Annotated in this window: 11 protein-coding genes; 7 read left to right on the forward strand and 4 right to left on the reverse strand. The window is 66.5% G+C overall.

Annotation, left to right across the window (positions count from 1 at the left end; genetic code table 11):
- Positions 1–28: 28 nt before the first annotated feature.
- Entirely contained in the window at positions 29–727 is a 699-nt protein-coding gene (gene pyrF / locus ACE3P6_RS08775; protein ID WP_374393860.1) for an orotidine-5'-phosphate decarboxylase, read from the reverse strand.
- A 75-nt stretch (positions 728–802) separates the two neighbouring features.
- Here pyrF and ACE3P6_RS08780 point away from each other — a divergent pair, with 75 nt between their 5' ends.
- The 4 genes from ACE3P6_RS08780 (at position 803) to ACE3P6_RS08795 (ending at position 4081) form a co-directional block, all read left to right on the forward strand.
- Positions 803–1672 carry an ROK family protein gene (locus ACE3P6_RS08780; RefSeq protein WP_374393862.1) on the forward strand — a complete coding sequence of 290 codons (870 nt, stop codon included), beginning with the start codon at positions 803–805 and terminating at the stop codon, positions 1670–1672.
- Positions 1663–2373 (forward strand): copper homeostasis protein CutC, encoded by a 711-nt coding sequence (locus ACE3P6_RS08785; protein ID WP_374393864.1) that lies wholly within the window; start codon positions 1663–1665, stop codon positions 2371–2373. Before ACE3P6_RS08780 ends, ACE3P6_RS08785 begins: the two co-directional genes overlap by 10 nt.
- A 9-nt stretch (positions 2374–2382) precedes the next feature.
- Entirely contained in the window at positions 2383–3156 is a 774-nt protein-coding gene (locus tag ACE3P6_RS08790) for a hypothetical protein (RefSeq protein WP_374393866.1), read from the forward strand.
- Positions 3157–3256: 100 nt separating this feature from the next.
- Entirely contained in the window at positions 3257–4081 is an 825-nt protein-coding gene (locus ACE3P6_RS08795) for a TolB family protein (protein ID WP_374393867.1), read from the forward strand.
- On the opposite strand, the gene ACE3P6_RS08800 is transcribed toward ACE3P6_RS08795, so the two are convergent.
- Positions 4078–4521 carry a hypothetical protein gene (locus ACE3P6_RS08800; RefSeq protein ID WP_374393869.1) on the reverse strand — a complete coding sequence of 148 codons (444 nt, stop codon included), beginning with the start codon at positions 4519–4521 and terminating at the stop codon, positions 4078–4080. The two genes, ACE3P6_RS08795 and ACE3P6_RS08800, sit on opposite strands and share 4 nt — an antisense overlap.
- Positions 4522–4799: 278 nt before the next feature.
- On the opposite strand from ACE3P6_RS08800, the gene clpB reads away from it, so the two are divergent.
- Positions 4800–7415 carry an ATP-dependent chaperone ClpB gene (gene clpB / locus ACE3P6_RS08805; RefSeq protein ID WP_374393871.1) on the forward strand — a complete coding sequence of 872 codons (2616 nt, stop codon included), beginning with the start codon at positions 4800–4802 and terminating at the stop codon, positions 7413–7415.
- Positions 7416–7466: 51 nt separating this feature from the next.
- Here the strand turns inward: clpB and ACE3P6_RS08810 are convergent, their stop codons facing one another.
- Together ACE3P6_RS08810 and ACE3P6_RS08815 are read right to left on the reverse strand one after the other, a co-directional pair.
- On the reverse strand, positions 7467–8087 hold the full coding sequence (locus ACE3P6_RS08810; RefSeq protein ID WP_374393873.1) for a hypothetical protein: 621 nt from the start codon (positions 8085–8087) through the stop codon (positions 7467–7469).
- 1 nt (position 8088) lies between these two features.
- Complete coding sequence (locus ACE3P6_RS08815) at positions 8089–9594, reverse strand: caspase family protein (protein ID WP_374393875.1); 1506 nt, start codon at positions 9592–9594, stop codon at positions 8089–8091.
- Between the two features lie 362 nt (positions 9595–9956).
- On the opposite strand from ACE3P6_RS08815, the gene msrP reads away from it, so the two are divergent.
- Both msrP and msrQ read left to right on the forward strand, forming a co-directional pair.
- A complete protein-coding gene (gene msrP, locus ACE3P6_RS08820; RefSeq protein ID WP_374393877.1) occupies positions 9957–10856 on the forward strand; it encodes a protein-methionine-sulfoxide reductase catalytic subunit MsrP in 900 nt (299 codons plus the stop codon).
- The gene (gene msrQ / locus ACE3P6_RS08825) at positions 10856–11464 is read left to right on the forward strand and encodes a protein-methionine-sulfoxide reductase heme-binding subunit MsrQ (protein ID WP_374393879.1); all 609 of its coding nucleotides are present in this window, start codon (positions 10856–10858) and stop codon (positions 11462–11464) included. Before msrP ends, msrQ begins: the two co-directional genes overlap by 1 nt.
- Positions 11465–11910 lie beyond the last annotated feature (446 nt).

An 11910-nucleotide genomic window follows, 5' to 3' on the forward strand; every position in this document is an offset into this window, starting at 1 on the left:
CCGGGGTTCCGGGCCGATGGTTTCGGCCCTACCGAGGGGGAAGTTCCCTTGCAACTGCGCGGGCAGCGGCGGCGGGGTCCTTCGCCTGCCAGATCGGGCGCCCGACGACGATATGGTCCGCCCCGTCGGCGATGGCCTGATGTGGCGTGGCGATGCGCTTCTGGTCGCCGGTTGCGCTGCCTGCGGGGCGGACGCCGGGGGTGACGATCAGCTTGCCCGACGCTTCCGGCAAGGCGCGGATCATCGCGGCTTCCTGCGGGCTGGCGATGACGCCATCGGCCCCGGCCTGCAGGGCGCGGGCCGCGCGTTCCAGCGTGATGTCGTGGATGTCGCCGGGCTTGATCAGGTTCGCGTCCAGGTCGGCGCGGTCGAGCGAGGTCAGCACGGTCACCGCGAGGATTTTCAGGCCAGAGCTGCCCTTGCCGGTGGCGGCGGCGCTGACCACCTGCGGGTCGCCGTGGACGGTCAGGAAGTCGAGATCGTATTGCGCCAGGCCCCGGACGGCGGCTTCGATGGTCGCGCCGATGTCGAAGAGCTTCATGTCGAGGAAGACGCGCTTGCCCTGGTCGTGCTTCAACTCGTTCGCCAGCGCGAGGCCCCCGCCGGTCAGCATCCCGAGGCCGATCTTGTAGAAGCCGGCGGCATCGCCGATGCGGGAGACGAGGTCGAGCCCGTGCACCACGTTCGGCACGTCAAGGGCGACGATCAGGCGGTCATCTGCGGGCATGGCTGTCTCCGGGTTTGGGGCGGTTTGACGGGGCCGGGAAGGGCTGTCAAGACTGGCGGCAAAACGGGAGGTGGGATGATCCTGGCATTCGACATCGGCGGCAGCCGGATCAAGGCGGCGGTCTGGGAGGGCGGCTTGCGACCCTTGGGCGAGGTGGCGACTCCCCTGGGCGACAAGGCAGCGTTCACGGCGGCACTCGCAAGCTTCGTGACCGGGCGGGAGAAGGGCATCGCCATCTCCATCGCCGGGGTGGTCGATCCGGCGACGGGCGTGGGCAAGGTGGCCAATATCCCCGCGATCGACGGCCTTGCCCTGGGGCCGGAGGTGCGGGCGGCGACGGGCCTGCCGGTGCAGGTCCTGAACGACGCCGATTGCTTTGCCCTCGCGGAAGCGATGCAGGGTGCCGGACGCGGGCACGGATCGGTCTTCGGGGTGATCCTGGGCTCGGGGGTCGGCGGCGGGTTGGTGATCGGCGGGCGGGTGGTCACGGGGGCAGGCGGCTATGCCGGGGAATGGGGGCACGGGCCGGTGATCCGGGGCGAGTTCGCCTTCCAGTGTGGCTGCGGGCAGGTGGGCTGCGTGGATACGGTCGGGTCCGCGCGTGGGCTGGAGCGGCTGCACCGCAAGCGGACGGCGGAGCTGCTGGGGTCCGAGGCGATCATCGCCAACTGGATCGCCGGTGAGGTGGAGGCGGGCGAGACGATGGCCTTGTGGCGCGAGCTGGTGGCGGGGCCTTTGGCGATGGTGGTGAACGTGGTCGGAGCGGATGTGGTGCCGGTGGGAGGCGGGTTGTCGAAGGCACCGGGGCTGGTCGGCTATCTGGACGAGGCGGTGCGGGTGCGCATCCTGCGCAAGACCAGGGGGCCGCTTTTGGTTCCGGCGGAATGCGGGGCGGATGCCGGGCTTCTGGGCGCGGCGATGGCGGGGGTCGCGGCATGGGGCTGAGGCTTGAGGTCTGTGTCGATACGGCGGAGGGGCTGGCGCAGGCGGTCGCGGGCGGGGCGGACCGGATCGAGCTGTGCGCGGCACTGGCGGTCGGGGGGTTGACGCCGTCTGCCGGGTTGATGGCGCAGGCCGCGGGTTGCGGGGTGCCGGTGGTGGCGATGATCCGGCCAAGGGCGGGGGATTTCGTCTGGTCCGAGGCCGAGGTCGCGATGATGGAGACCGAGATCGCCGCCGTCCGCGCTGCGGGACTGCATGGAGTCGTGCTCGGCGCCTCGCTTCCGGACGGGCGGCTGGATGTCCCGGTGCTGCGGCGGCTGGTGGCGGCGTCGGATGGGTTGGAACTGGTGCTGCACCGCTGCATCGACCTGGCGCCGGATATGGGCGAGGCGCTGGAGGAGGCGGTCGGCCTTGGCTTCCAGCGTATCCTGACCTCGGGTGGCGAGACGACTGCGGAAGCCGGAGCGGGGCGGATCGGGGCGCTGGTGCGTCAGGCCGCCGGGCGGATCACGGTGATGCCGGGGTCGGGGGTGAACCCGGGGAATGCGGCGATGCTTAAGGGGCTTGGCATCGGCGAGATTCACGCCTCATGTTCGGCATCAAGGCCGGTTTCGGGCCGGGTGGTGGAGATGGGTTTCGCGCCGCCTGTGCAGCGGCAGACGGATGCGGATGCGGTGCGGGCCTTGCGCAGGGCGCTGGAATAGGAGCGGGCGATGGAGATCAGGCTGGATTACGACCGCCCGGAAGAGGGGCCGGGATCGGGGCCGCTGACCGTGGGCTGGTTCCTGGCGTCGGACAAGGGCGCGGTGCTGTATGACCCGCCCGAGCGGGTGGTGATCCGCCCGCCGAACAAGGCCCATGCCAAGTCGGCCAGCCGCTGTCCGGCGGTGATCCAGCTGGAAAGCCGGTATTTCCTGGTGAAATGCCCGTTCGACCTGCACATCGGCTTCCAGCGCGACGACAAGGGCAAGGCGGTGCTGGTCAACCGGGCGGGGGCGTCCTCGCCCATCCGGTCGTCGAAGCTGAACGAGGTGCTGACGCTGGTGTCGGAAGCCGAATGGCGCTTCCCCGACCGCCCGACGATCCAGCTGCACCTGCCCTATTATTTCATCGCCGACGAGATGGTCTATCTGACCCAGCTTGCCGCCTTTGCCCATTATCGGCCCGATCCGCTGCCCGGCACGATCTTCGGCGGGCGCTTCCCGATCTCGATCTGGCCGCGCCCGCTGATGTGGGCCTTCGAATGGCACGAGCCGCAGAAGGACCTGATCCTGAAGCGCGGCGAGCCGCTGTTCTATGTGCAGTTCGAGGGGATGGACCCCTCGCGTGCGGTGCAGGTGGTCGAGGCGGAGCGGACGGCGGAGCTGCAGGCCTATCTGGAGAAGGTTTCGGGCGTGGTGAACTACGTCAACCAGACGTTTTCTCTGTTCAAGGCGGCGGAGGGGTTGCGGCCGAAGAAGCTTCTGGTCGCGAAGACCCGGGAATAGCGCTTGTGGCTGGCCGCCGGGGGTTTCACACCCCCGGACCCCCGTGGAGTATTTGTGTAAAGAGCAAGCACAATTTGAGTTAAATTTGAGGGGTTAGCCTATGCGCAGCATCATCGAGACCTATGAGGTCGCCTCGGGCCGGGTGCGCGAGGTGCTGGCGGTTGACGGGAGGATCGAGGCGCCGAACTGGGCGCCCTCTGGGGATTGGCTGCTGGTGAACGGGGAGGGGCGGCTTTACCGGGTGCCTTTGGCGAAGCCCGCGCTGGAGCCGGTGGAGACGGGCGCGGCGGTGAAATGCAACAACGACCACGGGATCAGCCCGGACGGGGCGACGATCATCCTCTCCTCGCATCACGAAGGGGAAGGGTCGCAGGTCTATGTGATGCCGGTCTTCGGCGGGGAGCCGGTGAAGGTTTCGCCGGAGGCACCCAGTTGGTGGCACGGGGTCTCGCCGGACGGAAAGGTGCTGACCTATGTTGCGGCGCGCGGCGGTGCCCGTGTGATCGACGTCTATACGCTGGCGCCGGGGGCGGAGGAAAAGCGGCTGACCTTCGGCGAGGGGCATTGCGACGGGCCGGATTTCTCGCCCGATGGCGCGCGCGTCTACTATAACTGCGACCGGACGGGACATGCTCAGATCTGGGTGATGAAGGCGGACGGGTCGGGGCAGCGGCAGATGTTCGAGGACGGGTTCGTGAACTGGTTCCCGCATCCCTCGCCGGACGGGCGGCACCTTGTCTACCTTGCCTACCCGCCGGGGACGACCGGGCATCCGGCGGACCTGGACGTGGCGCTGGTGCTCTGCGACCCCGAAGGCGGCAACCGGCGCCGGGTGCGGGAGTTCATCGGCGGGCAGGGGACGATCAACGTGCCCTCCTGGGCGCCGGATGGCAGCGCCTTTGCCTATGTGCGGTATGAGCCTTAGGCCGGACGAAGCCCGCTGAGGCCCTTCGGCGCCTTGGGTTTCGCCGTCTCGGGCAGCGGGTCGGGCAGGCCGACGGCGGCCAGCACGGGTTGCAGGTGACGAGGGTCGCCCCAGACCGAGATGTAGACCTCGGGCGGGTAGCCGTTGGCCAGGTGCTCGGGCGTCAGGTCGATGATGCGCACGCGCAGGTCGTCGCCGTGGGCGAGCGAGGGGGCGATGATCTCTTCCGCCACCGGGCCGAGATGGCCGACCAGTCCCTCGCGGTGGTGCGGGATCAGGCCGAGGATCGGCTTCCTCAGCCGGGCGAAGACGCCGATGCGACCGTCGGACAACCGGTCGAGCCAGGCGTTGTCGCCGATCGAGAGGCCGGTGCGGGCGACGTGGATCGTCAGGCCCTCGACCGGAGCCTTGTGGATCAGGGGAAGTTTTGAATCGCTCATTTCCGGGCCTTTCCGTGGACGAAGGCCAAGGATGGGGGTCGGGGCGGGCAATGCAAGGCGTGGTTGTGGCTGCGCCGGGTTCCCTGCCCGTTCCCGCCGATCAGGGCGGTGCGGATCGGCAAGGAAAGGCCGACGGAGCCGAATCCGCAGCCCTGTGGTTTTTCCGCATGCAGGGATTGCAAAGACCGGTCCCGGCGCACAAATCAGGGGCAAGGCCCCAGGCGGTGTGCTGAAAGTCAGGCATTGCGGGCGGGGTGCTTCAGAAAAGGAGAATGCCGATGAATTTGGAGAAATTCACGGAACGGTCGCGCGGGTTCCTTCAGGCCGCCCAGACCATCGCGATGCGGGAAAGCCACCAGCGCGTGCTGCCCGACCACTTGCTCAAGGCGCTGATGGATGACGACCAGGGGCTTGCGGCGAACCTGATCCGCAAGGCGGGCGGCTCGCCCGAACAGGTCAATGCGGCGGTGAACGCGGCGATTGCCAAGCTGCCCAAGGTCACGGGTGGCGATGCGCAGACCTATGTCGACCCGCAGCTGGTCCGCGTGCTGGACGAGGCGGAGGCCGTGGCGAAAAAGGCTGGCGACAGCTTCGTGCCGGTGGAGCGCCTGCTGACGGCGCTGGCCTTGGTGAACACGCGCGCCAAGGATGCGCTGACTGCGGGGGCGGTGACGGCCCAGGGGCTGAACACGGCGATCAACGAGGTCCGCAAGGGGCGGACGGCGGATTCGGCTTCGTCGGAAGACACGATGGAGGCCCTGAAGAAATACGCCCGCGACCTGACGGAAGCGGCGCGGGACGGCAAGATCGACCCGATCATTGGCCGGGACGAGGAAATCCGCCGGGCGATGCAGGTACTCAGCCGCCGCACGAAGAACAACCCGGTTCTCATCGGGGAACCCGGCGTCGGCAAGACCGCCATCGCCGAGGGCCTGGCGCTGCGCATCGTCAACGGCGACGTGCCGGAGAGCCTGAAGAACAAGAAGCTGATGGCGCTGGACATGGGTGCCCTCATCGCCGGGGCCAAGTACCGCGGCGAGTTCGAGGAGCGGCTGAAGGCCATCCTGAAGGAGATCGAGGCGGCGGCGGGGGAGATCATCCTCTTCATCGACGAGATGCATACGCTGGTCGGCGCCGGGAAATCCGAAGGCGCGATGGATGCGGCGAACCTGATCAAGCCGGCGCTGGCGCGGGGTAAATTGCACTGCATCGGCGCGACCACGCTGGACGAATACCGCAAGCATGTGGAGAAGGACGCGGCGCTCGCCCGTCGCTTCCAGCCCGTGTTCGTGGAAGAACCGACGGTGGAGGACACCATCTCCATCCTCCGCGGGATCAAGGAGAAGTACGAGCTGCACCACGGGGTGCGGATCACCGACGCGGCGCTGGTCGCGGCGGCCACCCTGTCGCACCGCTATATCACCGACCGTTTCCTGCCCGACAAGGCGATCGACCTGGTGGACGAAGCCGCCTCGCGTCTGCGGATGGAGGTGGATTCCAAACCCGAAGAGCTGGACGCGCTGGACCGGCAGATCCTGCAGTTCCAGATCGAGGCCGAGGCGCTGAAGAAGGAAGACGACGCCGCGTCGAAGGACCGGCTGGAGAAGCTGGAGAAGGAACTGGCCGACCTGCAGCAGAAATCCTCGGAACTGACGGCGAAGTGGCAGAACGAGCGCGCTTCGCTGGAGGCGGCGCGGACGCTGAAGGAACAGCTGGACGCGGCCCGGGCGGAACTGGACCAGGCCAAGCGCGAAGGCAACTTCGCCAAGGCCGGTGAGCTGCAATATGGCCGCATCCCCGAGCTGGAGAAGCAGCTGGGCGAGGCCGAGGGCCGCGAGGGTCAGGCGCTGGTCGCCGAAGCCGTGCGTCCCGAGCAGATCGCCGAGGTGGTCGAGCGCTGGACCGGTATCCCGACGACCAAGATGCTGGAGGGCGAGAAGGAGAAGCTTCTCAAGATGGAAGAGGAGCTGGGCAAGCGCGTTGTCGGCCAGCGGGCGGCGGTGGAAGCCGTCAGCCGCGCCGTGCGCCGTGCGCGGGCCGGGCTCTCGGACGAGAACCGTCCGCTGGGCAGCTTCCTGTTCCTTGGCCCGACCGGCGTCGGCAAGACCGAGCTGACCAAGGCGCTGGCCGCCTATCTCTTCGACGACGACCAGGCGATGGTCCGCATCGACATGTCCGAGTTCATGGAGAAACACTCCGTCGCCCGGCTGATCGGCGCGCCTCCGGGCTATGTCGGCTATGACGAGGGGGGCGTGCTGACCGAAGCCGTCCGCCGCCGCCCGTATCAGGTGGTGCTGTTCGACGAGGTGGAGAAGGCCCACCCCGACGTTTTCAACGTGCTGTTGCAGGTGCTGGACGACGGTCGCCTGACCGATGGCCAGGGCCGGACGGTCGACTTCAAGCAGACGCTGATCATCCTGACCTCGAACCTCGGGGCGCGGGCGTTGAGCGAGCTGCCGGAGGGGATGGACGCAGCCCATGCCAAGGCCGAGGTGATGGAAGCGGTCCGGGCGCATTTCCGCCCCGAGTTCCTGAACCGGCTGGACGAGATGATCATCTTCGACAGGCTGAACCGGGCGGACATGAGCGGCATCGTGGAAATCCAGCTGCATCGGCTGGAACAACGCCTCGCGACGCGGAAGATCACGCTGGATCTCGACGCCACGGCGAAGGCCTGGCTGGCCGACGAAGGCTACGATCCGGTCTTCGGCGCGCGGCCCCTGAAGCGGGTGATCCAGCGCCAGTTGCAGGACCCGCTGGCGGAAATGCTGCTGGCCGGGGAAATCCTGGATGGCAGCGTGATCCAGGTCACCACCGGGCCGGAAGGGCTGATCATCGGCGATCGCGTGGTGCAAAGCCGCAGGGAGCGTCCGGCGCAGGCCGTGGTGCACTAGACACCTCGCGGGGTGGGCAACTTGCCCGCCCCGCTTCGTCTGAAGTCCGCCTCAGGCCGAGCGCAGGACGACGAGGTTGTCTTCCACCGCCGCAGCAACATCGGTGTAGGCCTGGGTTCGCCGGGCCGGATCGCCGCCCGAGCGGATGATGACCAGTTCGGTTTCCTTCACAACCGCCGCGGCCTCGGCGGCGGCGGTTTCGGCGAAGGCTTCCTTGACGGCACGCACCGGCGGCAGGCGCTTGGCCAAGGGCTTGTGGCCTTCCCGCAGGTGAAGAGGGGGCGCCATGTCATCCTCGTACTTGGTCACGATGGCGTCGAGCTTGCCAGCCGCGTCCAGCATTGCCTGCTTGATCGGCAGGTAGTCACCGGTATCCGGCAGATTTGCCGCGACTTTCAGATAGTACAGCCGAAGGCAGTCGATCCGGTAGCGCAGGTCTATGCGGGCGTCGCAGGTCTTGTCGGCGCCTTGCAGGATCTTGATGATCCCCTTCGTGACGCCGGTGTTGATGACTTGACCCAGCTGCGGGCTGCCGTCCTGACAGGATATGAGGGAAAGGTCGAGGACTGACTCGGCCGGTCGTTCAAGGCAATCTGCCCTTGCGGACCCCACCGGAAGCACCCAGAGAAGGCCGAGAGCGAGCAGAAATGTAGTCAGGATCGATCTATTCATTTCAGTTCTCCGTTTCAAAAATTCCGTAGGCCGCAAGCACGGCGCGGCGGGTGCCGGGGCCGAAGGAACCATCCACCGTGCCGTCGTAAAGTCCTTTCTGCGCCAGGATTTCCTGCAACCCGGCCCAGGTTTCCTTCGGGAACTTGTCCGCATTGTTCAGCAAGCCATCCAGGGCCAGTTCGCTGCCGCCGCGCAGCGCCCGGTACAGAAGGTCCGCCGCATCCTTCGGGCCAAGGTCGGGGACCAGGCCGTTGGCTGCGAAAGACGCCACATTGAACATCGCCTCGGTATGGCCCTGGGCGGCGGCCTCGCGGAACAGCGCCAGTGCCGCGTCGCGATCCGGCGACAGGCCAAGCTCGCCGGTGAAGTGGAAATAGCCCATGTCGTTCAGCGCGGCGGGGATCTTCGCCTCGGCTGCCTCTTCATACAGGGCCAGCGCGCGCTTGGGGTCGGGGTCGACACCCAGCCCGCCCTCCAGCACCTTGGCCAGCCGGTATTTCGCCTCGGGGTCGCCGGCCGCCACGGCTTTTTCCAGCAAGGCCTGCGCTTCCTGCGGGGCATAGTCGGTGCTTTGCCGATCCAGCTTGGCCAGCGCCAGCCCGACCAGAGACCGGGAATCGCCGGCGGCAGCCGATTTCTCCAGGTTGGCGCGGTCCGCTGCGACGACGCGCTGCCAGGCGACGGCCAGTTCCTCCACGCCCGGATCCGACGACCCGGCAGCAGCGTCGGCGGTCAGGTAGAAAGGTTCGCCGGGCAGCGAGCCGTAGACCGTGGGTTCCTGCCGGTTGCCGGTGGCGGCAAGCACCTCGTCCCGGACCTGCCGGAACATGAGGCTGATCTCCAGGTTCGGCTTCACCATGTTGTCGCGCAGCGCAATGTTGAACGGGCTGTTCACCCCGTCGCCATCCATCGCCACTTCGCCGTCCCGGGCCGCATAGGCCACAAGCGTGCCGCGTTCCGGCGACGGTGGCGCCAGGCCGCCCTTGCCGGTGGTCAGGCCCTTGGCAACTTCGGGGTCACGCAGGTCGATCACATCGGGAAAGGGATTGTCGCGGCAGCTGTCCAGGATCACCACCGACATCTTCCGCGCCCCGTCGGCGGCCGCGACCAGCTGATCCATCGTGACCGAGGCACTGACGATATCCTTCGCCTGCCGCACCTTTGCATCGACCGGGATCAGGAAGGTGGTGCCCTGCACCGAAACGCCGTGCCCGGCGTAGTAGATCAGCGCAATATCGGCGGTCTCGGCCTCGAAGGCGAATTTGTCCAGCGCGGCCAGTGCCTCCTCGCGCGTGGCGTCCATCTGCACATCGACGTGGAAGCCGATCTCTTCCAGAGTCCGGGCCAGCGCGGTGGCATCGTTGACGGTGTTCTTCAGCGCCGTCACATTCTGGTATGCCGCCATGCCGAAGACCAGCGCGACGCGATCCTTGGCGCGGGTATCGGCGCAGGCGGACGCCACGAGTACCGCCAGGCACAGCGGCAGGGCGAGCAGACAACGAAGCATGGCAAGATCCGGGGAAGAAAATGACCTTGCGTCAAAGGCTACGCCCAAATTTCCCATGCGGCAAAGGCCAAACCGTCAGCCGCCCGTCAAAAGCGCATGAGCAGTGGGCCGGAATCGGTGACTTGACGTCGGATCGGGCGTCGAAGGGCGGTATCTCCGGGAAAGACGGCTAACAGATCCTGAACGTCCGCGGCCAAGCGATTGATTTCGTTCAGGCCAACCCGGCTGTCCACTGTGGACAGGCGGGGCGGGTAGCTCAGGCCCGCCATTGTTTCACGTCCCTGCCAGAGTTGTGAGCCGGATTGTTTTTGCCTTTCCGGCAAGCTGGCGCATCTTTGCAGAAACCGCGAAGGAGCCTGCCGATGCAGTTGAAATGGTCCGACGTCACGCCGAAGCCCCTCTGGCTGAACCGCCGCCAGCTCATCGCGGGCGCAGCGACCCTGCTGGCCTCCCCCGCGCTGGCCCGGATCGAGGCGGCACCAAGCAAGTATTCCTCGACCGAAGAGCCGAACAGCCTGGAAGACATTTCGACCTACAACAACTTCTATGAATTCGGCACCGGCAAGGAAGACCCGGCGGCCTATGCGGGCAAGTTGACCGTCGACCCCTGGTCCGTGGTGATCGACGGGATGGTCGACAAGCCGGGCAGCTACGACCTTGCCGACCTGGTCAAGGACCAACCGCTGGAGGAACGCATCTACCGCTTCCGCTGCGTCGAGGCCTGGGCGATGGTGGTGCCCTGGATCGGGTTCGAGCTGGCAGGTCTGCTGAACCGGGTAGGAGTCCAGCCGGGCGCCAGGTTCGTGGCCTTCGAGACGCTGCTGCGCCCCGAGGAGATGCCGGGGCAGTCCAGCCCCTTCATCGAATGGCCCTACCGCGAGGGCCTGAGGCTGGACGAAGCAATGCATCCGCTGACCATCCTCGCGACCGGGCTCTACGGCGAGGCGATGCCGAAACAGAACGGTGCACCGATCCGGCTGGTGGTGCCGTGGAAATACGGGTTCAAGTCGATCAAGTCGATCGTGCGGATCAGCCTCGTCGACAAGATGCCGCAAACCACCTGGAACATGCTGCAGCCCAATGAGTACGGCTTCTATTCCAACGTGAACCCCCATGTGGACCATCCGCGCTGGAGCCAGGCCTCGGAACGCCGCATCGGCGCCGGCCTCTTCGGCGGGCGGCAGGATACGCTGATGTTCAACGGCTACGAGGCCGAGGTCGCCTCGATGTATGCCGGACAGGATCTGGCGAAGGACTACTGATGGACCGGCTGAACGCGCTTGCCCGCCGGGTCCCGACCTGGGTGGTCTATTTGCTGGGACTGGTGCCCCTGGGGTTCCTGGTCTGGGGGGCCTTTTTCGGCGGCCTCGGGGCGGACCCGGTGAAGGCCATCGAGCGAGGCCTCGGCGAACGCGGGTTGCAGTTCCTGCTGGCTTCGCTGGCAATCACGCCGCTCAGGCGCGTCGGCCTGAACCTGATCTGCTTCCGCCGGGCGCTGGGGCTGTTGTCCTTCATCTATGTCACGCTGCATCTGGTGGCCTGGATCTGGCTGGACATGGGCCTGCGCTGGAACGAGATGCTGGCCGACCTGACGAAACGGCCCTTCGTGATTCTGGGAATGATCGGGTTCGTGGCGATGCTTCCCCTGGCCGCGACCTCCTGGAACGGGGCGATCCGGCGCATGGGACCGGTGGCCTGGAACCGTCTGCACCGCCTGGCCTATGTGGCGATTCTGGCCGGAGTGGTCCATCTGGCGCTGCTTTCGAAGGTCTGGACGACCGAGGTGCTCATCTATTTTTGCCTTGGCATCGGTCTTCTGGCGTTGCGTCTGGTGCCGAGGACCGGAATGCGGCGGCGCGCGTCTGTCTGACGAAGGCGGGAGATGCTGCAGGCGCAAGAAAATTGCCGCGATGCGGCGTCCGTTGTGGCGTTTCTTGCGCCAACCACCAGATTTTGCGGTGTTTTCGGGTTTCTGCAAATTTTTTGCGACAAAGGTGTTTTTTGCTCTTGCGGCCTCCGTGCTGCCTCCGTAAATACCGCCTCACCGAAGCGGAAACGCGACGGTGACGGACGGAAGCGACGGCAAGACGAAGCGGAAGTTCGGAAAATCTGAAGGCAAGGCGCGAAGGGATACGCCAAGAAGTTGGCGGATCGCACGTTTTTTGTCTGACGATGGCTCTTTGACATTGATGGAATATGAAGGGATATGCGGGCGGTTTGGGCGCATCGGCGTCTGAATACGAGCATATCGGCCTACTAGGGGAGCGGGGGAACCTGCCGACCGATGATGTAGGTGTCAGCTTCACTACTTGTGGG

It is taken from the genome of Tabrizicola sp. (assembly GCF_041911175.1).
Lineage (GTDB): Bacteria > Pseudomonadota > Alphaproteobacteria > Rhodobacterales > Rhodobacteraceae > Tabrizicola.